Consider the following 24,102-nt stretch of genomic DNA (forward strand, 5'->3'; position numbering starts at 1 on the left):
TTTCCCCTTTTCTAAAAAATTAATAAACTGAACGGTATCGCAATTAATAATGTGAGTGCGACACGAATAAACCAAATTACTACCAATTTCCAAATTGGAATTTTGATATCTGTTGCCAAAATACAAGGTACCAAAGCAGAGAAGAATATAATTGCTGAGATACTTGTAATAGCTGTAACAAACTTAACTTCTATCGCTGCTTTCACAACAAGTAATGATGGTAAGAACATTTCTATGATTGATATTGTAGAAGCTTTTGCTAATAATGCTTTATCATCGATTGGGAACAGATATATAAACGGATAGAATATATAACTTAACCAGTCAATAATAGGCGTAAAATTAGCTAACACTAATCCTAAAAATCCAATTGATAAGATTGAAGGTAATATTGCCATTGTCATTTCTATACCATCTTTTAAATTTGCCATGATGTTTTTAAATAATGTTAATGATTGATGTGATTGAAGCTTTGCTTCTCTGTAAGCTGCCTTAAAATAATTGCCTTTAACTTTAACTTCTTTTTGACCTTCTTGATTATTATAATAAGCTTCTGACTCACCTGAAATTGGTGGTAAGTGTGCAGAAATTGCCGTTACAATAAAAGTAATAACCAATGTACTCCAGAAGAATAAATTCCACATACTCATTAAATCTAAAGTATTAGCTACGATAACCATAAATGTAGCCGATACAGTTGAAAATCCAGTTGCAATAATAACCGCTTCTTTTTTGTTATACATTCCGTCTTTATAAACTCTATTTGTAATGAGTAATCCTAAAGAATAACTTCCTACAAATGAAGCAACTGCATCGACGGCAGACTTACCAGGCGTCTTAAATATTGGTCTCATAATTGGTTGCATCAGCACACCGATAAATTCTAATAGTCCATAACCAACTAAGAATGATAAAGCAATTGCACCAACAGGTATAAGTACACTAAGTGGTAACATTAATTTATCAAAAAGAAACGGCCCATAATCCGGTTTAAAGAGTAATTGTGGTCCTACCTTAAAGACATACATACACCCAATTACTGCTCCCATAACTTTAAACAATAATAATATAAAGTCAGTTATAGATTTCTTAAAGTCCATACGTACAATTGGTAATATCGCACCTATTAAAATAATGATGAGTGCATAATAAGCCATAAAATCACCAAGTAAACTGCGTATACCTAGATGTATATGATCGACTAAAATCGTACTCTGTCCACCAATCTCCATCGGTATAAAGAACAACACAATTCCTAATAAGCTAAATACATAAAATCTCCACATATCCTTACCTTTGTTGTCTAATTTCTGATTATTCACCATAACACCCCTTTGTTTGTTCAATAATTATCTTAAATATTCACAAACTTTTTCTATATCATGATGGAATACTCTATCGTGTGTGATGGAAGGAACGACTACTCTTAGTTCGTCGTATTTCGCTTTTGTCTTAGGTGATAATTTATCCACACCTTTGATTTCTACAGCTTGTAATGCAATGATGCACTCTATAGAAATCACTCTTCTTACATTCTGAATGATTTGATAAGCATGTCTTGCTCCAATAGTCCCCATAGAAACATGATCTTCTTGATTTGCTGAAGAAGGAATTGAATCTACACTTGCTGGGTGAGCTAATGTTTTATTTTCTGATACTAATGAAGCAGCTGCATATTGCATAATCATCGCGCCACTTTGTAATCCTGGTTCTGGACTTAAGAAGGCTGGTAGACCACCATTCAACTGAGGGTTTACAAGTCTCTCAAGTCTTCTTTCTGATACATTAGCTAACTCTGCAACACCAATTTTTAAGAAATCGACTGCAAATGCAATTGGTTGACCATGGAAGTTACCACCTGAAATAACAAGTGTTTCATCATCATTATCAAAGATAAGAGGATTGTCGTTTGCTGCATTCATTTCTAGTTCTAATTTTTCTTTTACGTAATTAAGTACTTGGAAGCTTGCCCCATGAATTTGTGGAATACATCTTAATGTATAAGCATCTTGGACGCGAACTTCACCTTGACGGGTTGTTAACTTAGATCCTTCCAACCAGTCTCTCATTCTTTCGGCTACTTCAACTTGTTCTTCAAAATTTCTCACAATATGCACATGTTCATCATAAGCATCTACAATACCGTTAAGTGCTTGATGTGTTAATGAAGAAATCCATTCAGCATTGTAAGCAATATTTTCTGCTTCTATATAAGCAATTACCCCTTGTGATGTCATTGCTTGTGTCCCATTAATAAGTGCTAATCCTTCTTTAGCTTGTAATGAATGAGGTTCTAGTCCAACTTCATGTAACACTTCTTTCGCATTACGCGTTACACCTTCGTATTGAACATCTCCTTCACCAATCAATGCCAATGCTAAGTGAGATAACGGCGCTAAATCTCCAGAAGCACCTAGTGAACCTTGCTCTGGTATAACAGGTATAATTCTTCGATTGATAAATTCTACAAGTAATTCCACGAGTGATTCTGTAACACCAGAGTGTCCCTTTAACATTGTGTTTAGCCTTAAGACCATCATGACTAATGACACATCGTTAGGAAATGCTTTACCAATACCACATGAATGTGAACGAATTAAGTTTACTTGTAAATCGTTATATTTTTCTTTTTCTATTAATACATCACTAAACAATCCAAATCCAGTTGTGATACCATAGATCGTTTCTTTATTTTTAATGATTCTTTCAACTGTTTCACGACTTTTTCTAACATTTACTAATGCTTCTTCTGAAATCGTAATTTGACCATTTTCTTTTAAAAATTCTTTAATATCTTGAATTGTTAAATCTTTACCATTTAGTACTAAAGCCATTTAAAACACTCCTTTTTCAGGACACAAAAAAATACAACAAATAACCATTTGTTGCACCTTTCTTATAGCTAATGTCTAGTAGGTGTTTCTATGTCTATATATGATTTATACCTAATCCGATTGTTTCATGTTCTTTACCTTTGATAGGTGCACCAATTGTACCGTATAAGCTAACTGCTATCCATTCACCTTCTCCAACATCTTTATATGGATAACCACGTACAATAGCAAATCTTAAGCCAACTGTTCGCATGATTTCACCTATAGATAATTCACCTCTCGTTATACCATTAACTGCTTCTAAAATTGCATGATATAAAGCATGAGTTTCTCTATAATGACTTTCTGAAATAATACCTTCTCTTCTAGCCGCTGTTTCAACCGATGCAATAATTTTGTTCAACGACATTGTTCCAATTTTGCCTACTAAAAATTGCATTTCTTTACACTGAGGCATCAGCTGTTTAGCAGTCTGCTCATCTGTAATAGTTAATAATGTAGCGTACTTTCCAATCGATATCTGTTCAGTCATGTAGAAGCTCCTATCTCGTCTAATATCTAATGTCTATATTTATATTTAGTATACGCTTTCAAAATTTTTATGACAATAGTTTTTAATACATCCGTAATTCAGTGATTGATTAATATATTAGCTTGTTAAAGTGATTTCTTTGTAATGTTTTAGAAATTACACTGTTCAATTTCAACTTTAAGTGGCATAATAAGTCGTACAATTATTTGAAGGTGGGTTAATATGAAGACAATTTCATCTGTCACAATTCCAAAAAGAGAACAAGAGTCTCACAAAGGGGATTATGGTAGGATATTATTAATCGGTGGTAACGCTAATTTAGGTGGCGCAATTATGTTAGCTGCAAGAGCTTGTGTATTTAGTGGTAGTGGTCTTATCACAGTTTCCACACATTCATCAAACTTTGCTGCTTTACATTCACGTTGTCCTGAAGCAATGGTTTCAGATATAACTGATTTAAAAAAGCTATCTAAATTAATCGAACTATCGGACTGTATTTTAATTGGTCCAGGACTCGGTTTAGATTTTAAAGGGAATAATACATTAACATTTCTATTCCAAAATATTCAGCCACACCAAACTTTAATTATTGATGGAGATGCTATTACAATTTTGAGTAAATTAAAGCATACTTTACCAGAATGTGAAATTATCTTCACTCCTCATCAAAAAGAATGGGAAAGACTGAGCAATATTCCTATAGAAGAACAAACATATGAAAAAAATAAAGAAGCAGTCGAAGCTTTGAATGCGACTGTAGTATTAAAAAAGCATGGTACAGAGTTGTTCTTTAAAGACCATGAATATAAATTATCAATTGGTACCCCAGCTATGGCTACAGGTGGAATGGGAGATACATTAGCAGGCATGATCACAAGTTTCGTAGGACAATTTGATTTAGAAGAAGCGGTTATAAATGCGTGTTATATACACAGCTATATCGGTGAAAAATTAGCTAAAGACATGTATATCGTCCCACCATCCAAACTTATAGATGAAATCCCATATGCTATGAAATCATTTGAGTCTTAGAAACAGACCATAAATTCTATATTTAAATGCAAAAAGAGGCTGAGACAAGTTAATTGTCTCAGCCTTTTATCATTATTATATATTATTCTTCGTCGTTATCTTGTTCTTCGATATCTTCATTTACTCGTTCTATGAAGTCTTCTCTTAAATCTTCTTTACCTTCATTCTCTTCTTCAGTAACTTCTGTATCTACAGTTTCTTCTGATACACCTTCTACTGGAGTTTCTGCTATTTCTTCTTCGTCTGGTTCAACTTTTGCAACTGTTGCAACATGTTGGTTATCGCCTAAACGGATTAATCTAACACCTTGAGCGCTTCGTCCGTTTTGAGAAATATCTGAGACATGAAGTCTTATGATTACGCCTGAGTTTGTAACGATCATCAAGTCTTCATCACCTGCAACTGTTGTGATACAAACGAGATCACCATTTTTCTCATTTAAGGTAGCAGTCTTAATACCTTTACCACCTCTATTAGAGATACGGTATTGGTCTGCTGATGTACGTTTACCATAACCATTTTCAGTTACGATCAGGATTTCATCTTGTTGTTCTTCATCTGTGATGTCTAGTCCTATTACTTCGTCACCATCTCGTAATGAAATACCTCTTACACCCGCTGCTGTTCTACCTAATGGACGTAACTTAGTTTCATCAAATCTAATTAATGAAGCATGTTTAGTACCAATAATAATTTCTTTAGTACCGTCCGTCAGTCTAACCGCTATAAGTTCATCACCTTCTTTAAAGTTGATTGCGATTTTACCATTTTTATTTATACGAGAGAAATTAGATAGTTTAGATCGTTTAACAGTACAATGTTTAGTAGCAAATACTAAGAAGTCTTCTTCACTTGATAGATCTTTGACTGCTATCATTGTACTAATCATTTCATCTTTATCTATTTCTAAAGCATTCACAATTGGTAACCCTTTAGACTGTCTAGACATCTCTGGAATTTCATAGCCTTTAAGTTTGTATACACGGCCTTTATTCGTAAAGAATAAGACATTATCGTGCGTACTTAATGTTACTAACTGACTAACAAAGTCGTCTTCTATAGTATTCATACCTTGTACACCACGACCACCTCTATTTTGAGAGCGATATGTAGAAACTGGTAATCGTTTAATATAGTTATTATGACTTAATGAAATAACAATTTGTTCTTCAGGAATTAAGTCTTCATCTTCTATTTGATCAAGACCGGCTGCAGTAATTTCAGTACGACGTTTGTCGCCATATTTATCTCTTATTTCAATAATTTCTTCTCTAATGATTTCAAGTAACTTTTCTTCATCTTTAAGAATCTCTATTAACTCTTCGATCAGTTTAAGTAACTCTTGATATTCATTTTCGATTTTGCCACGTTCTAATCCAGTTAATCGGCGTAAACGCATATCTAATATCGCTTGTGCTTGTCTTTCTGATAAATTAAAGCGATTTTGTAATCCATCCATAGCTTCTGAATCACTTTGTGACTCACGAATTAATGCAATGATTTCATCGATATGGTCTAACGCTATTCTTAAACCTTCAAGAATATGTGCTCTATCTTGTGCTTTTTTAAGGTTATATTTAGTACGTCTTGTTACGACTTCTTTTTGATGTTCTAAATAGTGGAATAGTACTGGACGTAATCCTAATAATTTAGGCTTACCATTTACTAAAGCAATCATATTTACACCAAATGAAGTTTGTAATGGCGTTTGTTTATATAAATTATTTAAAATAACATTCGCATTAGCATCTTTTCTTACTTCAATAACGATACGAACGCCGACTTTTAAGCTTGTTTCATCTCTTAAGTCTGTAATACCTTCGATTTTCTTATCACGTGCTAACTCAGCAATTTTTTCAATTAATCTTGCTTTGTTAACTTGGTAAGGAATTTCACTTACTACGATACGCTCTTTACCGTTCTTCATAACTTCTATTTCAGAACGAGCTCTCATTATGATGGAACCACGACCTGTTTCATAAGCGCGTCTAATTCCGCTTCTTCCCATAATTAAACCAGAAGTTGGAAAATCAGGACCTTGAACGATATCCATTAACTCATTCGTTGTAATTTCTGGATTATGACTTAATGCCAATACTCCGTCAATGACCTCATTTAAGTTATGTGGTGGAATGTTTGTAGCCATACCAACAGCTATACCTGAAGTACCATTTACTAATAAGTTAGGAAATCTTGCAGGTAAGACTACTGGCTCTCTTTCATTACCATCATAGTTATCTTGAAAATCAATTGTATCTTTGTTTATATCTCTCAATAATTCGCCTGTAATTTTAGACATACGTGCTTCAGTATAACGCATTGCAGCAGCACCATCACCATCCATAGAACCAAAGTTACCTTGGCCATCTACTAATGGATATCTATAACTAAAGTCTTGTGCCATACGTACCATTGCTTCATAAATAGATGAGTCACCATGAGGGTGATACTTACCCATTACGTCACCAACAATACGTGCAGATTTTTTGTATGGTTTATCTGAAGTCATACCTTGATCATTCATACCATATAAAATACGTCTATGAACTGGTTTCAAACCGTCTCTAACATCTGGTAAAGCACGAGATACAATTACGCTCATTGCATAATCTAAAAATGATTCTTTCATTTCTTTACTGATGTTACGTTCACTAACTCTTGATTGTGGTATTTCAGCCATTAATCATATCCTCCTTAAATCGTAAATGGTGCTTTATATATCTAACGTTGCGTATTCGGCATTTTCTTCAATAAATTGACGACGAAACTCAACAACATCTCCCATAAGCATTTCAAAAGTTTCGTCAGCTTCTATCGCATCAGTTAGTGTTACTTGAAGCATTGAACGATGTTCAGGATTCATTGTTGTATCCCACAATTGATCAGCATTCATCTCTCCAAGACCTTTATAACGTGCTATAGATAATTTTGGTGTTGAGCTAAGTTCTTCTTTTAATTTATCTAATTCTCTATCGTTAAATACGTAATATTTTTTCTTACCTTGTTCGACTTTATATAAAGGTGGTTGTGCAATATACACATATCCCGCTTCAATAAGTGGTCTCATAAATCTATAGAAGAATGTTAATAATAACGTTCTAATATGAGCACCATCAACGTCAGCATCTGTCATAATAACTAGTTTATGATATCTAGCTTTACTAATATCAAATTCTCCACCAATACCTGTACCAAGACCCGTAATCATTGCACGGATTTCATTGTTGCCTAGAATTCTATCTAGACGTGCTTTTTCAACATTCAAAATTTTACCACGTAAAGGTAAGATGGCTTGTGTTCTAGAGTCTCTACCTAATTTCGCAGACCCACCAGCAGAGTCACCCTCAACGATATATAATTCACATTCGTCAGGCTTCTTACTTGAACAGTCAGCAAGTTTACCCGGTAAACTTGAAACTTCTAAAGCTGATTTACGTCTCGTTACTTCTCTTGCTTTCTTAGCAGCAAGACGAGCTCTAGATGCCATAACACCTTTATCAACAATAATTCTTGCTACGTTTGGATTTTCTAATAAGAATCTTTCAAATAGTTCAGAGAAAAGTTTATCAACAATTTGACGTACTTCTGAATTACCTAATTTAGTCTTAGTTTGACCTTCGAACTGAGGATCACTATGTTTGATAGATACAACAGCTGTCATACCTTCACGCACATCTTCACCAGAAAGCTTTTCTTCGTTTTCTTTAAGAAGTTTGTTCTTCAGTCCGTAGCTATTAATCACACGTGTTAAAGCACGTTTAAATCCATCCTCATGTGTACCACCTTCATAAGTATGAATGTTATTGGCATACGTAAGTAATGTTGTAGCAAAACCACCGTTATATTGAATTGCAATTTCAACTTCTACATCTTCTTTTGAATCGTGAATATAAATTGGCTCATCATATAATACATCTTTAGATTTATTTAACATTTCAACGTAAGATTTAATACCACCTTCGTAATGGTAAGAATCTTCTTGAATATTCTCTTCGTCTCTTTCATCTTTCAATGAAATTTGAATACCTTTATTTAAAAATGCTAATTCACGTATACGCTTTTGTAATGTTTCATAGTCGTATTCAGTTGTTTCAGTGAAGATTTCACTGTCTGCTTTAAAACGAATAGTCGTACCTGTATGTTCTGTTTCGCCAATGACTTTTAAATCAAATGCTGGTACGCCTCTTTCGTATGCTTGATGATATATTTTATTATTAAGGTGAACGTAAACTTCTAGTTCAGAAGATAGTGCGTTTACGACAGATGAACCTACACCATGTAGGCCACCAGATACTTTGTATCCGCCACCGCCAAATTTACCACCAGCATGTAGAACGGTTAATATAACTTCTACAGCAGGACGACCCATTTTCTCTTGAATATCTACAGGTATTCCTCTACCGTTATCCGTTACTTTAATCCAATTATCTTTTTCAATCACAAGTTCTACATGATCTGCATACCCAGCTAAAGCTTCGTCAATACTATTATCAACAATTTCCCAAACTAGATGATGTAAACCTCTTGCAGCTGTAGAACCAATATACATACCAGGGCGTTTACGGACTGCCTCTAAACCTTCTAATACTTGTATCTGATCTGCACCATAACTTGTACCGTTATTTTGTTCTGACACGTATTTCCACCTTCACTTTCATCTACTCAATAATGTTGCCTTTAGATACATTAAATACCTTGGCATCTTTCATAATCTCATGTTCAATTCCATCAACAGATGTTGTCGTAACAAAAGTTTGAACCTTTTCTTGAATTGTACTTAATAAATGGGTTTGTCGTTTATCATCAAGTTCACTCAACACATCATCTAATAATAAAATTGGATATTCTCCAACAACTTGATTAATTAACTCAATCTCTGCAAGCTTTATAGATAATGCTGTTGTACGTTGCTGTCCTTGTGAACCATAAATCTGTACATTCATATCATTAACATGAAAACTAATGTCGTCTCTATGTGGTCCAAACCTTGCACTTCCACGCTCAATCTCTTTATCCATAGATTCATTAAGCAACTCACAAAAAGCATTCTTTAAATCAGCTACATTGTGATGTGTTTCAGCAAGCTTAATGTTAGGTTCGTAATGAACCATTAAACTTTCCTTATCACTCGTTATACCTTGATGAATCACTTCTGCAATCTTTTCTAATTCACTAATAAAGTGTGCACGTTTCAAAGTCACATTTGCTGCCGCTTCTGAAAATTGATCGTTGAATACTTCTAACATTGTTCGATCTTTCATTCTCCCAATTTGTAACATTTTGAGGTAATGATTTTTTTGTTTAAGTAATCTCTGATAATTAGATAAATGATTTAAATAGACCGCAGACATCTGACCGAGTTCCATATCAATAAAACGTCGTCTTATTTGCGGGCTACCCTTTACAATATTTAAATCTTCTGGTGCGAACAATACCACATTTAAATGGCCAATATATTGCGTTAAACGACTCTGTTCTAGATGATTGACTTTCGCCTTTTTGCCTTTTTTCGTAATGATTAAAGAAATAGGCATCGATCCATGGCGATAACTTAGTTCACCTTCTATTTTACCATACTCTTCACCAAACTGTATGAGTTCTTTGTCATTTGAAGTCCTATGACTTTTAGCTAATGCCAAAGTATAAATAGATTCTAATAAATTCGTCTTACCTTGAGCGTTCTCACCGATCAAAATATTCACATTTGGATTAAATTGAAGTGTGCATTTATCATAATTTCTGTAATTAGTTAAAGTAAGCTTTTGTAGTATCATAATTTATTCACTTTGATGGTTAATACGAAATTTGCCCTCTGAAGGAATTTCAATTAAGTCACCATCATGTAATTTTTTTCCACGACGAATCTCACGTTCACCATTTATTAATACTTCTTCATCTTGGAGGAACCATTTAGCTTGACCACCCGTTCCAATGACGCCTTCATTTTTTAGGAATTGACCTAAAGTTATATCGTCTTCAACTGAGATATCTTGTACCACTATCTTCACTCCAATCTTAATTAGTCATCTCTATATTATACCTTTTTTTCACTAAAAAATCATGTTTTATGTACAATTCATTTTAAGATAAATAAATCTTCAAAAAATTTATATTCAAACTAAAAAAATATCCCAATCCGAAATTAAATTTTAACGGATTGGGATATTTTTGATAATAGAAATTTGTCTAGACTTACGTCATTAAATTTCTTTATCTTTTTTAGAGAATATTAATAACAAGCTGATTGATAAGAATGCTATTACTGCTAAAAACGGTATTGTTATGAATCCAAATATATTTATATATTCTGATGAACACGGAACACCTTGCGTACATGGTTTAATTTCAGCAAAGCCAGGTACTTTTTGTTCTAAGTAGTGCCATGTTGAGATTAATAGTCCAATTATTGAAAATGGAAGTGCTATTTTCTTAACGCTATAATCGTTTTGGAACGATCCGATTCCTAAAATAATGACTAAAGGATACATACATATTCTTTGATACCAACAAAGCGTACATGGTATAAATCCTTGTATTTCACTGAAATATAAACTACCTAACATAGCTAATAAAGCTATAACCCAGGAAATAAATAGTGCATATTGCTGCTTCAAATATATCACCTATTTTTATTTATTTTTCTTTTCGATTGCTTGATCGATTGCTTTAGATACTTTGTCATAATCCATTGGGTCTGACAACACTTTACCATCTATGACAACTGTAGGCGTGATATCTACATCATATTTATTTGTTAAGTCTGAATCATTCTTCATTTGTTTATACGGTTCTGAATTTCTATCTTCTACTAGTTTCATGATTTGATCTTTTTTACTTTGATCAATATCTAAACCATCTACTGCTTTTTTAACTACCTTCAAATCTAACCATTCGTCATCAGTTTCAGCATTATGATCATCTGGTTGAGCTTCAAATAATGCTCTATGATAATCCCAATATGCATCTGGTGCTACTTTATACACAGCGTGTGCTGAAGCACCTCCTAATTCTGAACCTTCACCATGAAATGGTGCATTAACGAATCTATATTCAACTTTATCTTTATCGATATAGTCTTTTTCTATTTGATCCATGTAGTTTGTTTCGAATGCTTTACATGCTGGACATTTAAAGTCTCCAAATTCAATAATTTGAACTTTAGCTTTATCTTTTTTCTGTGTTGGATTATCTTTTGTATCTTTTGATAAATCTGTTGCTTTAACAGTCCTATCAAATAGACTTTCTTCTTTATTGTCACTGCCGCTTCCACCAAACACAACTAGTAATACAATACCTACTACCACTACAAGTATTGCTATCATCAGAAACATAATATTACTATTACTATTTTTATTCGCCATATTTACCCCTCAATCTCTTATGTTGATAATATAAATTTTATACTATCATACAAAGAAATTCTATATTATTCACTAAAAATTCATTAAGGTTTTGTGACAAATTGGCTTTTTATATGGTTTTTAACGTTATTTAGTAATATTTAATGCATTCTTTAGATTTTTAATAATACCTTTTTCATACGTAAGTACACTGCCTCGATATGTTCTAGCTGCGAATAAAAGTAAAATAATGCAAGTAACGATTGAAATCACAATTCCTAAAATTAAGTGCCATTCAGGTGTGCTTTCAGAAGTTGTTCTTAGCAACATTACCATTGGCGATAGCATTGGAATGAAGCTCGTTATTTTAACAAGCATTGTATCAGGATTAGATATGCTGAATATTGCAATATAGAAAGCGCCTAATGATATAAATGTGACAGGCATCATAGATTGAGCAAGATCTTCTATACGGCTCGTTAATGCCCCTAGAATAGCCGCTAATGAAATATAGGATATTACCCCTAAAATTAAGAATATAGCTCCATATACGATGATTCTAGTTGTCTCAGGACCATATTCAACACCAGCTGACTCGAATAGACCTTTTAAATCAAATGCAAAGATACTAATTACGATTGCGAGAACAATAAAGAATATTTGAGTGAATGCGACAGATATAATAGCTAATATCTTAGCTGTAACGTGTACTGAAGGCTTCACACTCGTTACAATCATTTCAATTACGCGAGTAGTCTTCTCAGTCGCAATCTCTGAACCTATTTGGTTAGCATAATTTATAGTTATAAAGAATGATAAGAAGATGATGATATAAACAACAGCTGAATTTAACGCTTGAACTTTCGGGTTAACATCACTCGATTGTTTATCTTTGTCAGATTTAATTTCTTCTGTTTTTACATCACTAGGTGTATTCAATGTTTTTAAATCATCTTCTGATAAATTTAATTTTTGAGCTGTTAATGATGATTGCATTTGGCTAAGTGTTGATTGCAAAGTCATTTTTTCACTTTCACTAACATTACCTTTTTCGTAAATCTTACCGTCTACTTTTTCACCTTTTACCTTAACTTCAATAAGACGTTTATACTTTTCATCTTTAACGCCCTTCTTACCTTTTTCAAGAGTTACTTTTTCGACTTTTTCTATATCATCATTTTGTTTATATTGTTTTTCCAGTACTTTATAAATCATATCGTTATCTGATTGAATCGCTACTGTTTTACTATCGTTGTCGAAGAAATCAATAATTTTATCGACATTACTTAATGCAAATACAAAAATCATAAAAATCGCTGTCATTATGATAAAAGATTTACTTTTCACTTTTTGCATATACGTTAAATTAAATGTTGTCCAAAATTTATTCATGTTTCTCACCCACCTTAGCAATAAATATATCGTTTAGTGATGGTTCAGCAACTTGGAATCGTTTAAGATATCCTAATTTTGTAACACTTTGATATATATTTTCTGCGTATGATTCATCAGAAATTGTGATTTTAACGCCTTTTTTAGTCTCTTTGAAATCTTCGACACCTTCAAATTCTTTTAAAAATTCAAAATTATGAGCACCTTCAATGAAAATATCTTTCTTTCCGAAATCATCTTTAACTTTGTCTATAGAACCTGAGACAATCGCTTTCCCTTTACTCATAATGCAAATGTAATCACAAAGTTCTTCAACATGCTCCATTCTGTGAGAACTAAATATAATCGTTGTGCCTTGGTCTTTAAGATCTTTAACTGCCGACTTAAGTAATTCAACATTTACAGGATCTAGACCACTAAATGGTTCATCAAGAATTAGTAATTCTGGCTTATGAATAATAGCTGCGATTAATTGAACTTTTTGCTGATTACCTTTTGATAATGCTTCGATCTTTTTTTCTTTATTTTCAAATGCATCAAATCTTTTCAACCAATAATCTAGCTCTTTTTCGATGTCTTTTTTTCTCATACCTTTTAATTCTGCTAAATATTGCACTTGTTCCCAAACTTTAAGTTTCGGGTGTAGACCTCTTTCTTCAGGCAAATAACCAACTGTATTAGTCATAGAATAATCAATCGGTTTGTCATCAAAAGAAACGACACCAGTTGTTTTAGGTAATAAACCTAGAATCATACGGAAAGTAGTTGTTTTACCTGCACCATTTCCACCTAAAAATCCATACATTTTCCCTTTTGGAACTTCCAAATTAACATCATGTACAGCTACAAAGTCATTAAATTTTTTAGAAACATTTTTAATTAGTAATGTCATAACTTTTACTCCTTTTTGTTGGATTTTATTTCTGAAATGTCTATATTTTCATCATTTTCAAAAATAAATAATTCATCAATGGAAATTTCAAATACTTGAGAAAGCTTATGTGCTAATACTAATGTCGGATTAAATTTATAACGCTCAATAGAATTAATCGTTTGTCTCGACACATTGACCAATCGAGATAATTCACTTTGAGTCATTTTTCTACTCGTTCGATATTCATAAACTTTATTTTTCAATTCATCACTTCCTGTCAAGTTAACTTCACAATAAAATATTTAGTACTCTATGTCAAGTTTACTTGACAATTAACGACAAAAAAATAAGAAACTCACTAATTAAAGTGAGTTTCTTAAAAAATTATTAGTATGTTCTAATCGGTAAAATTAGTTGAATTAATGTTTCATCATCTTTTGGTTTAAGAATAAATGGTCTCATCGTTCCAAAAAATTCTACTTGTACTTCATCATTATCAATTGCTTTTAATGCATCCATCATATATTTAGAGTTGAACGAAATCTTTAACGATTCACCTTCAACGTTATCTGTAGACACATCTTCTTTTACAGTACCAATTTCTGGTGAAGTTGATGATAATTCTAATTTATCTACATCAGTTGATAATTTAATAACATTATTTCCACCTTCACGTGCTAATAATGATGCACGATCAATAGCGTGATAGAACTCACTATTATCCAAAGTTAATTTAGTTTCATAGTTTTCAGGGAATAATCTTGTCGTATCTGGATAATTGCCTTCAAGTAAACGTGAAATAAAGTTTATATGACCTACTTTGAATAAAACTTGGTTGCTTGCAAAGAATATATTGATATCTTCTTCAGAATCCGAAACTATTTTATTTAATTCAGATAAAGCTTTACCTGGAATAATAACATTTTTATCTTCTATTTCTTCATCTTCAAGTTTTAATTTTCTTAATGCAAGTCTGTGTGAATCTGTTGCAGTACAGGTTAATTCATTATTTTGTATCAACCAGTTTACACCTGTTAACACTGGGCGTGTTTCTGACGTGGACACTGCAAAGTTTGTTTGCGCGATTATATTTTTTAATACCTTGATTGGTAATTTGATTGCATCATCTTCGGATACTTGTGGCAATAAAGGATATTGATCTGGATCTAAACCACTAACGTTAAATTCTGAATGTCCTGAAGTGATAAGTGTTTTGAATTGATCGTTTGTTGATAGATTAACTGTTTTACCTGGTAATTTTTTAACGATATCTACAAAGAAACGTCCTGGAAGTACTACAGAACCTTTTTCTTCAATATCTACAATTTTTTCACCATCAATATTTTGATTTATTGTTATTTCTATCGATATCTCAGAGTCTGATCCTGTTAATATGATGCCTCTATCGGTAGCATCGATTTTTATACCTGTAAGTATTGGTAATGTTGTTCTTGGTGAAATTGCTTTTAATGTGTCATTCAATTGATTAAGAAAGTAATCTCGTTGAATAGTAAATTTCATAACTTATAAAACTCCTTCCAGTCGTTATATATTTAATTATATATCTTTTAAAATCATAGTAATAGTCATAGGGGCTGTGGATTGGTGGATAAGTGGTTTAAAAACGTGATACAAAAGTTATTCACATGTTAATAAACTGTGTATGGATGTGCACAACTTATCCACATTATCCACGGATTTGTTTTTCTAGTTGTTCTAAATCAGATTTGAGTTCTGGATTGTTTACTAAATCTTTTTTAATCTTTTCATGCGCATGAATTACTGTTGTATGATCTCGACCACCAAACTCTTCACCAATTTTTGGTAATGAGAAATCTGTAAGTTCGCGAGAAAGATACATCGCAATTTGTCTAGGATATGCAATAGATTTTGTACGTTTTTTGGCAGCAAAGTCTTCTATACGGATATTATACATTTTACCAACTATTTGCTGAATGTCTTGAATAGTAATTTTAGTGGATCTAGGTGTAGAAATAATATCTTTAAGCGCTTCTGCTACTAAATCAGTATTAATTGGTTTATTTCTAAGCTTAGAATAGGCTAACACTCTTGTTAAAGCACCTTCTAATTCACGAATATTAGATTGAATTGAATTTGCGATATAAGTCAGAGCTTCTACCGGTAAATCTAAGTTTTCTTCTTCAATTTTCTTTTGTAGAATAGCCATTCGTGTTTCAAAATCAGGCGGTGTAATATCTACAATTAAACCCCATTCAAAGCGTGTTCTTAAACGATCTTCTAAAGTAGGAATTTCTTTAGGTGGACGATCACTTGAGATAACAATTTGCTTTTTATTTTGGTGTAAATCATTAAATGTGTGGAAAAATTCTTCTTGAGTTTGTTCTTTCTTTTGAATGAATTGAATATCGTCTATTAGTAGAACATCTATATTACGATACTTGTCTCTAAAGCTTTCAGTATCATTTTTTCTTATAGACTTAATAAATTCATTTGTAAATTTTTCACTAGATGTATATAGTACATTTGCATTTGGATTCTGTTCAAGTACGTAGTGACCAATCGCATGCATTAAATGTGTCTTACCTAAACCAACACCACCATATATAAACAGTGGATTATAAGCATTGGCTGGTTCTTCAGCAACAGCTAATGAAGCAGCGTGTGGAAACTGGTTACCAGGTCCAATAACAAATGTATCAAACGTGTTGTTACTATTAAGTTGGCTGTTTATTACTTCTTCATGCTCTTCGATTTCTTTTGATTTTTTCGGTTGCACAGCGAAATCTTCACTTTGCAAATCTTCTTCTGAAATAAATTTAACTTGAACTTTGTCGCCAATGACATCATAGATGAAATTAATGACATGTTCATGATATTTATTGGTTAACCACTCAGCAACAAAAGGACTTTGTGCAACGATTATTGCACGATTACTATCTATTTGATGTAAGTAAGTGCCTTTGAACCAAGTATTATAACCAGCAGAAGCGATTTGATCTTCAGCAATGGATAACACTTGCTCCCAGATTTCTTCTTTTGAATTCATAAAAGTCCTCTTTCTAATTTAAATTTATTGAGTTATACACATAAAATAAGACTGTTGATAAAGAAAACCACAAGGTGTGAATAATTATCCACAACTTACACACAAACGGTGGATAACTCAACTTTATAATTCTCTTGTCCACAATCTTTACACTAATATTTTCATGTAGTAATCATAGTAGTATCAATACTTTGTATAACTTATCCACACAATTATACTTTTAAACAAAACAAGTTGTCAAATACATGTGAATATGTGTAGAAAGATAATATTATGCTGTGAATAAGAAAAAATAGTTATATGATTATCCACAAAATGTTTGTGATGCATTGTGAATAAGTGGATAACTCGATTTTTTGATTACGATAAATTTCTTCTTGATTTTTAAAAACTGTTTTGTTATAGTTTAGTAGTTATTGAAATTGTGACAAATCACATGTATGGTATAAATAATTTTGAAACTAATCTTCTGATCTGATATATATAAATGAATATCATACAAACAATTATCTAACTATAAATTAGATACTAACGAATAAATAATGGAGGTGCTCTTAAATGGTAAAACGTACGTATCAACCAAATAAGCGTAAACACAGTAAAGTACACGGTTTCCGTGCACGCATGAGTTCTAAAAACGGTCGTAAAGTATTAGCTCGCCGTCGTCGTAAAGGTAGAAAAGTATTATCAGCTTAAGATCACTGAAGAGCAGTGGTCTTTTTTTTGTTTAAATTGATGTAATTGTTTTGTATAATGAACAATAATTAAGTGATGTATTGTGGAGTGGATGTTTGTGGAAAAGGCTTATCGTATTAAGAGAAATAATGATTTTCAAAGAATTTATAAAAAAGGTAAGTCAGTTGCTAATAGACAGTTTGTTATTTATACAGCAGAAAATGATAATGAACATTTCAGATTAGGCATAAGTGTTTCAAAGAAATTAGGAAATGCTGTTACTAGAAATAGAATAAAAAGGTCTATTAGAGAATGTTTTAAGAATCATAAAGAAAATATTATTCCTAAAGACATCATTGTTATCGCTCGAAACCAAGCTGTTGATTTAGATGTACTTGAAACACAGAAGAGTTTAGAGCATGTATTGAAGATTGCTAAAGTTTTTAATAAACGTATTCCTTAAGTATTGAAATATTACTAGGAGGTTGCAGGATGCTTAAATCACGCTATGAAGGACAATCAGTAGAACAAGCACTACAACAAGGTTTAGAAGATTTGGATGTTCAAGAACAACAAGTAAGAATTGATGTTATTAAAGAAGGTAAAAAAGGTATTTTTGGATTTATGAAACAGGATGCACAAATTGAATTAACTGTAATTGATCCAGAACTTAAACAGTTTGAATCAATTGAAGCATTAAAAAATCGTCATCAACAACTTGAAGAGGTTGATGAATCATCAAATAATGTTCATATTCAGCAAGAAGAAACGGTTCAAGAGCGTGATGATGATGTTCAAAATGATATTCAGTCAGAAGAAGATATACATGAACACAGTAATCAGAAAAAAGATTCATTAAATGAAGTAGCACAAGATACATTAGAATATGTACTTAAAATAGTAAGAGAAATGAATATTGATGTAGATGGTTCGTATGAAGTTAAGTCTCATACAATTTATATTAATATGACTTCAAATAATGCTGCTTATATAATAGGTAAGCGTGGACAAATTTTAAATGCGCTTCAAATTGTAGGACAAAATTATATGCATCAATTCGTGAAAGGTTATTATACGCTTATATTAGATATAGAATCTTATAGAGAAAAGCGTAAAGAAACTTTAGAACAGTTGGCAATTAATATGGCTAAAAAGGCTATCCAGACAAAGAAACCTGTTAAATTAGAGCCTATGCCAAATTTCGAACGAAAAATAATGCATCAAGCAGTTAGTAAGATTGAAAATATCGAAACGTACTCTGAAGGAAGAGAACCACATCGATATTTAGTCATTAAGAATAAATGATAATAGTCGGAGTGAGTGATCTCGCTCCGCATTTTTTCGAACAATATATTCGAAAAATAGAACAAAACCATTTACAATCAATAGAATAGTTACTAATGGTGGAGGAGAAAAACATGGAATTAGATACAATTACAAGTATCTCAACGCCTATGGGTGAAGGTGCAATAGCAATAGTACGATTAAGTGGCCCGGATGCCTTAAATATTGCTGATCGTATTTATAAAGGAAAGAAACAACTCAATGAAGTAGCATCGCATACAATAAATTATGGTCATATTATTGATCCTGATTCAGAAGAAGTTGTTGAAGAAGTAATGGTAGCCGTAATGAAAGCACCCAAGACTTTTACAAGAGAAGATATCGTTGAAATTAACTGTCATGGTGGTCTTGTAACTGTTAATCGTGTACTTGAATTAACTTTATCAAATGGTGCAAGAATGGCTGAACCAGGTGAATTCACAAAGAGAGCATTTTTACACGGACGTATTGATTTATCACAAGCAGAAGCGGTCATGGATTTCATAAGATCTAAGACGGAACGCGCATCGAAGGTAGCCTTAGGGCAGATGGAAGGGCGTCTAAGTAATCTAATTAAAGGTCTAAGACAATCTATTTTAGAAATCCTTGCACAAGTGGAAGTAAATATAGACTATCCAGAGTATGATGATGTCGAAGAAGCAACTGCGCAATTCCTTTTAAAGGAATCTAGGCATATTGAGAATGAAATTGATCAATTATTAAGAACTGGCCAACAAGGAAAAATCATGCGTGAAGGTCTATCTACAGTAATAGTAGGGAAGCCTAATGTAGGTAAAAGTTCGATGCTTAATAACTTAATTCAAGATAATAAAGCTATCGTGACTGAAGTTGCAGGAACTACACGTGATGTATTAGAAGAATATGTTAATGTTCGTGGTGTACCGCTAAGACTTGTAGACACAGCTGGTATTCGTGAAACTGAAGATATAGTAGAAAAAATCGGTGTCGAAAGATCTAGAAAAGCATTATCAGAAGCAGATTTAATTTTATTTGTACTTAATTACAATGAGGCATTAACAGAAAATGATTATCAATTATTTGATGTCATTAAAGATGAAGATGTTATTGTTATAATAAATAAAATGGACTTAGAACAAAACTTAGACATGGATCAATTAAAAGACATGATAGGTGACCATCCATTAGTACAAACGTCGATGATAGAACAACAAGGAATAGAAGAACTTGAACAAAAAATTTCAGAACTATTCTTTGGTGGACAAGTTCAGTCTCAAGATATGACATATGTCTCTAATTCTAGGCACATTGCACTTTTAAAAGATGCGAAAAGTTCAATTAATGATGCAATTCAGTCAGCTGAAGACGGCGTACCTATAGATATCGTACAAATTGATTTAATTAAAACATGGGAATTGCTAGGAGAAGTAATAGGTGAAGAGGCGAGTGATTCGCTAATCGATCAACTATTTAGTCAATTCTGTTTAGGAAAATAAAAAGGAGGAAAAATTTTGACACAAAAATATGACGTTATTGTTGTCGGAGCAGGGCATGCTGGGGTAGAAGCAGGATTAGCTTCAGCTAGACGTGGCGCAAAAACACTTATGCTTACAATCAATTTAGATAGTGTAGCATTTATGCCATGTAACCCATCAGTAGGTGGACCAGCTAAAGGTATAGTAGTGAGAGAAATCGATGCACTTGGTGGTCAAATGGCTAAGACAATTGATAGAACACATATTCAAATGCGTATGTTAAACACTGGTAAAGGTCCAGCTGTTAGAGCATTGCGTGCACAAGCTGATAAAGTGTTATATCAACAAGAAATGAAACGTGTGATAGAAGACGAACCTAACCTTGATATTATGCAAGGTATGGTAGAGCGTTTAATTATAGAAGATAATAAAATTAAAGGCGTTGAAATGGTTATTGGATCAACTTATGAAGCTGATGCAGTTGTATTAACTACAGGTACGTTCTTACGTGGCGAAATCATTTTAGGAAATTTAAAATATTCAAGTGGTCCAAATCATCAAATGCCATCACTAAAATTAGCTGATCATTTGAAAGAATTAGGCTTTGAAATAGTTCGTTTCAAAACAGGAACACCACCACGTGTAAATGGAAATACTATAGATTACAGCAAGACTGAAATTCAACCAGGTGATGATGTCGGACGAGCATTTAGTTATGAAACGACAGAATATATTTTAGATCAATTACCTTGTTGGTTAACTTATACTAATGAACATACACATAAAGTTATTGATGATAATTTACATTTATCTGCAATGTACTCAGGTATGATTAAAGGAACTGGTCCAAGATATTGTCCATCAATTGAAGACAAATTCGTAAGATTTAACGATAAACCAAGACATCAATTGTTCTTAGAACCAGAAGGACGCCAAACTCAAGAAGTTTATGTACAAGGCTTATCTACAAGCTTACCGGAAGACGTTCAACGCAAAATGTTAGAGACAATCCCAGGTCTTGAAAAAGCAGATATGATGCGTGCAGGATACGCAATTGAATATGATGCAATTGTTCCAACTCAATTATGGCCAACATTAGAAACGAAACTTGTAACTAATTTATTCACTGCAGGCCAAATTAATGGTACTTCAGGTTATGAAGAAGCGGCTGGTCAAGGATTAATGGCTGGTATTAATGCTGCAGGTAAAGTACAAGGTAAAGAGGATGTTGTTTTACGTCGTTCAGATGCATATATTGGTGTATTAATTGATGATTTAGTGACGAAAGGTACAAATGAACCTTATCGTTTATTAACTTCACGTGCTGAACACCGTCTATTATTAAGACATGACAATGCAGATTTAAGACTAACGGATATTGGTTATGAATTAGGCATGATTTCTGAAGAACGTTATGCTAAATTTAACCAAAAACGTGATGCGATCAGCGGAGAACAAGACAGATTAAAAGGTATTCGTATTAAACCGAATGAACACACACAAAGTGTTATTGAAAGTCGTGGAGGCGCAGCACTTAAAGATGGTATTTTAGCATTAGATTTATTACGTAGACCAGAAATGGACTATGATGCTATTATGGAAATCTTAGAAGAAGAATCTCCAGTAAGTGCAGATGTTCAAGAACAAGTTGAAATTCAAACTAAATACGAAGGTTACATCCAAAAATCATTAGCACAAGTTGAAAAAATGAAACGTATGGAAGATAAAAAAATACCTGAAAATATAGATTATGATGCAATTAACAGTTTAGCTACTGAAGCACGTCAAAAACTTAAAGAAGTAAACCCATTAGATATTGCACAAGCTTCACGTATTTCAGGTGTTAATCCTGCAGACATTTCAATATTGCTTGTTTATATTGAACAAGGTAAAATTCAGAAGGTGAAATAGATGAACGAACAAACATTTATTAATTCATTAAAAGAATCAGGTATAGAAATTACAGATAAACAATTAAAACAATTTGAAATTTATTTTGAAACGCTAGTAGAGTGGAATGAAAAAATTAATTTAACAGCAGTGACTGAAAAAGAAGAAGTCTATTTGAAGCACTTTTTTGATTCTGTTTCACCTAGCTTTTATATAGATTTCAATAAAATTAAGTCTGTATGTGATGTAGGTGCAGGAGCAGGATTTCCAAGCATTCCATTAAAAATAATTTATCCGCATTTGCAAATTACAATAGTAGATTCATTAAATAAACGAATTAAATTTTTAAATGAATTAGCAGCTGCCTTGGACTTAGACAAAGTAAACTTTGTTCATGATAGAGCTGAAACATTTGGAAAAAGTAATTATCGTGAAAGTTTTGATCTTGTAACAGCTCGTGCAGTCGCAAGATTATCAGTACTAAGTGAACTTTGCATACCTTTAGTTAAAAAAGGTGGCCAATTTGTAGCTCTCAAAGGTGCACAAGGCAATGAAGAGTTAGAAGATGCACAATTTGCTATTTCTGTCCTAGGTGGTCAAGTGAATGAAGTATATGACTTCACTTTACCTTTAGAAGAAAGTATGAGACAAATTATTACGATAGATAAGTTAAGACAAACACCTAAGAAATATCCAAGAAAACCAGGAACACCAAACAAAGAACCTATAACAAAATAATTCCTGGGAAATATGTATGAACGAAAGTAGGTATATTGAGATGAAAAAGCCTTTTTCTAAATTATTTGGACTTAAAGACAAAGAATTAGAACATATAGAAGAAGCTAGAGCTGAAGGTAATGTAGCGATAATTTCAACAGAAAGAATTGTGCCAAACCGTTACCAACCGAGAAAAGTATTTGATGAATCAAAAATTAAAGAATTGGCACAATCTATAAGAAAACATGGATTATTACAGCCTATTGTAGTTCGTCCAATTGAAGAAGGTATGTATGAAATCATTGCTGGAGAGCGAAGATTTCGTGCAATAAAACATAACGATTTACCTGAGACTGAAGTAATCATTAAACCGTTAAACGATAAAGAAACAGCAGCAGTTGCATTGATTGAAAATATTCAACGAGAAAATTTATCAGCTATAGAAGAAGCGGAAGCATATAAAAAACTGCTTGATCTAGAAGGTATAACACAACAAGATTTAGCCGCAAGCATGGGAAAAAGTCAATCATTCATAGCGAACAAATTAAGATTGCTTAAATTATCAGAACCAATCATTATTTCATTACAAAAAGGTGAAATAACTGAAAGACATGCAAGAGCAATGTTAGGTTTAGATGACGATGGTCAACAAGATGTCTTAACAGCAATTCAATCACAAAATTTAAACGTAAAACAAACAGAAGATCGTGTTAAAAAAATACGAGGATCAGAAAAAGTAAAAGCTAAACAATTTCAATTCGAACAAGATATTACAGAAGCACTTGATACACTCGGACAAAGCATTAAAAATGTTGAAAAAGAAGGTATTAAAGTAAAACGAATCGATGAAGAACATAAAGACTTTTACGAAATTACGATTAAAGTGTATAAAAGAAAATAATGAAAAAGTCTAAGACAATTATTTTGTCTTAGATTTTTTTTATTTATTTACAAGTGCGAAATCATTACAGATGTAGCATTGTATTTCCTAAAAAACTCATTTATAATTAT

Annotated in this window: 22 protein-coding genes; 8 read left to right on the forward strand and 14 right to left on the reverse strand. The window is 32.5% G+C overall.

The genetic code is table 11. The annotated features are described in order from the left end of the window. Nucleotides 1-11: 11 nt before the first annotated feature. From LQ668_RS08155 to hutP, 3 genes are all read right to left on the reverse strand, one after another. Nucleotides 12-1,325, reverse strand: coding sequence for a YjiH family protein (locus tag LQ668_RS08155; protein WP_239749735.1), 1,314 nt, complete (start codon nt 1,323-1,325; stop codon nt 12-14). Between the two features lie 24 nt (nt 1,326-1,349). Beyond that, on the reverse strand, nt 1,350-2,834 hold the full coding sequence (gene hutH, locus LQ668_RS08160; protein ID WP_239749734.1) for a histidine ammonia-lyase: 1,485 nt from the start codon (nt 2,832-2,834) through the stop codon (nt 1,350-1,352). A 94-nt stretch (nt 2,835-2,928) separates the two neighbouring features. After that, nucleotides 2,929-3,366 carry a hut operon transcriptional regulator HutP gene (gene hutP / locus LQ668_RS08165; RefSeq protein WP_078357196.1) on the reverse strand — a complete coding sequence of 146 codons (438 nt, stop codon included), beginning with the start codon at nt 3,364-3,366 and terminating at the stop codon, nt 2,929-2,931. Nucleotides 3,367-3,588: 222 nt separating this feature from the next. On the opposite strand from hutP, the gene LQ668_RS08170 reads away from it, so the two are divergent. Then, a complete protein-coding gene (locus tag LQ668_RS08170) occupies nt 3,589-4,398 on the forward strand; it encodes an NAD(P)H-hydrate dehydratase (RefSeq protein WP_078357195.1) in 810 nt (269 codons plus the stop codon). An 82-nt stretch (nt 4,399-4,480) separates the two neighbouring features. Here the strand turns inward: LQ668_RS08170 and gyrA are convergent, their stop codons facing one another. The 11 genes from gyrA to dnaA all read right to left on the reverse strand — a co-directional run bounded on the left by gyrA (nt 4,481) and on the right by dnaA (nt 17,032). Next, entirely contained in the window at nt 4,481-7,078 is a 2,598-nt protein-coding gene (gyrA, locus tag LQ668_RS08175; RefSeq protein ID WP_239775973.1) for a DNA gyrase subunit A, read from the reverse strand. 33 nt (nt 7,079-7,111) lie between these two features. Continuing rightward, entirely contained in the window at nt 7,112-9,034 is a 1,923-nt protein-coding gene (gene gyrB, locus LQ668_RS08180; RefSeq protein ID WP_078357193.1) for a DNA topoisomerase (ATP-hydrolyzing) subunit B, read from the reverse strand. A gap of 22 nt (nt 9,035-9,056) precedes the next feature. Then, entirely contained in the window at nt 9,057-10,172 is a 1,116-nt protein-coding gene (gene recF / locus LQ668_RS08185) for a DNA replication/repair protein RecF (protein WP_078357192.1), read from the reverse strand. Between the two features lie 3 nt (nt 10,173-10,175). After that, complete coding sequence (gene yaaA / locus LQ668_RS08190) at nt 10,176-10,406, reverse strand: S4 domain-containing protein YaaA (protein ID WP_239701244.1); 231 nt, start codon at nt 10,404-10,406, stop codon at nt 10,176-10,178. A 192-nt stretch (nt 10,407-10,598) separates the two neighbouring features. Then, nucleotides 10,599-11,012, reverse strand: a complete 414-nt coding sequence (locus tag LQ668_RS08195; RefSeq protein WP_239701242.1) for a disulfide oxidoreductase — start codon at nt 11,010-11,012, stop codon at nt 10,599-10,601. A gap of 15 nt (nt 11,013-11,027) precedes the next feature. After that, the gene (locus tag LQ668_RS08200) at nt 11,028-11,759 is read right to left on the reverse strand and encodes a DsbA family protein (protein WP_107509107.1); all 732 of its coding nucleotides are present in this window, start codon (nt 11,757-11,759) and stop codon (nt 11,028-11,030) included. Nucleotides 11,760-11,885: 126 nt separating this feature from the next. Beyond that, nucleotides 11,886-13,130 (reverse strand): ABC transporter permease, encoded by a 1,245-nt coding sequence (locus tag LQ668_RS08205; protein ID WP_078357188.1) that lies wholly within the window; start codon nt 13,128-13,130, stop codon nt 11,886-11,888. Beyond that, entirely contained in the window at nt 13,123-14,022 is a 900-nt protein-coding gene (locus LQ668_RS08210; RefSeq protein WP_115336933.1) for an ABC transporter ATP-binding protein, read from the reverse strand. The genes LQ668_RS08205 and LQ668_RS08210 overlap by 8 nt, the downstream gene beginning before the upstream one ends. Nucleotides 14,023-14,027: 5 nt before the next feature. Continuing rightward, nucleotides 14,028-14,267, reverse strand: coding sequence for a helix-turn-helix transcriptional regulator (locus LQ668_RS08215; protein ID WP_078357186.1), 240 nt, complete (start codon nt 14,265-14,267; stop codon nt 14,028-14,030). Nucleotides 14,268-14,391: 124 nt separating this feature from the next. Continuing rightward, entirely contained in the window at nt 14,392-15,525 is a 1,134-nt protein-coding gene (gene dnaN, locus LQ668_RS08220) for a DNA polymerase III subunit beta (RefSeq protein WP_078357185.1), read from the reverse strand. Between the two features lie 166 nt (nt 15,526-15,691). After that, a complete protein-coding gene (dnaA, locus tag LQ668_RS08225; RefSeq protein WP_078357184.1) occupies nt 15,692-17,032 on the reverse strand; it encodes a chromosomal replication initiator protein DnaA in 1,341 nt (446 codons plus the stop codon). 558 nt (nt 17,033-17,590) lie between these two features. Here dnaA and rpmH point away from each other — a divergent pair. The 7 genes from rpmH (at nt 17,591) to noc (ending at nt 23,992) form a co-directional block, all read left to right on the forward strand. Then, on the forward strand, nt 17,591-17,728 hold the full coding sequence (rpmH, locus tag LQ668_RS08230) for a 50S ribosomal protein L34 (protein WP_016999186.1): 138 nt from the start codon (nt 17,591-17,593) through the stop codon (nt 17,726-17,728). A gap of 97 nt (nt 17,729-17,825) precedes the next feature. Further along, nucleotides 17,826-18,170, forward strand: a complete 345-nt coding sequence (gene rnpA / locus LQ668_RS08235) for a ribonuclease P protein component (protein WP_078357183.1) — start codon at nt 17,826-17,828, stop codon at nt 18,168-18,170. A gap of 29 nt (nt 18,171-18,199) precedes the next feature. Further along, complete coding sequence (jag, locus tag LQ668_RS08240; protein ID WP_239775974.1) at nt 18,200-19,012, forward strand: RNA-binding cell elongation regulator Jag/EloR; 813 nt, start codon at nt 18,200-18,202, stop codon at nt 19,010-19,012. Between the two features lie 113 nt (nt 19,013-19,125). After that, nucleotides 19,126-20,505: a tRNA uridine-5-carboxymethylaminomethyl(34) synthesis GTPase MnmE gene (gene mnmE, locus LQ668_RS08245; RefSeq protein WP_107509102.1), complete on the forward strand. Its 1,380-nt coding sequence runs from the start codon at nt 19,126-19,128 to the stop codon at nt 20,503-20,505. Between the two features lie 15 nt (nt 20,506-20,520). After that, on the forward strand, nt 20,521-22,395 hold the full coding sequence (gene mnmG / locus LQ668_RS08250) for a tRNA uridine-5-carboxymethylaminomethyl(34) synthesis enzyme MnmG (RefSeq protein WP_078357180.1): 1,875 nt from the start codon (nt 20,521-20,523) through the stop codon (nt 22,393-22,395). Continuing rightward, nucleotides 22,396-23,112: a 16S rRNA (guanine(527)-N(7))-methyltransferase RsmG gene (gene rsmG / locus LQ668_RS08255; RefSeq protein ID WP_107509101.1), complete on the forward strand. Its 717-nt coding sequence runs from the start codon at nt 22,396-22,398 to the stop codon at nt 23,110-23,112. A gap of 40 nt (nt 23,113-23,152) precedes the next feature. Beyond that, on the forward strand, nt 23,153-23,992 hold the full coding sequence (gene noc / locus LQ668_RS08260) for a nucleoid occlusion protein (RefSeq protein ID WP_107509100.1): 840 nt from the start codon (nt 23,153-23,155) through the stop codon (nt 23,990-23,992). The last annotated feature ends 110 nt before the right edge of the window (nt 23,993-24,102 follow it).

The organism is Mammaliicoccus sp. K-M42, from assembly GCF_022386375.1.
GTDB classification, from domain to species: Bacteria; Bacillota; Bacilli; order Staphylococcales; family Staphylococcaceae; genus Mammaliicoccus; species Mammaliicoccus fleurettii.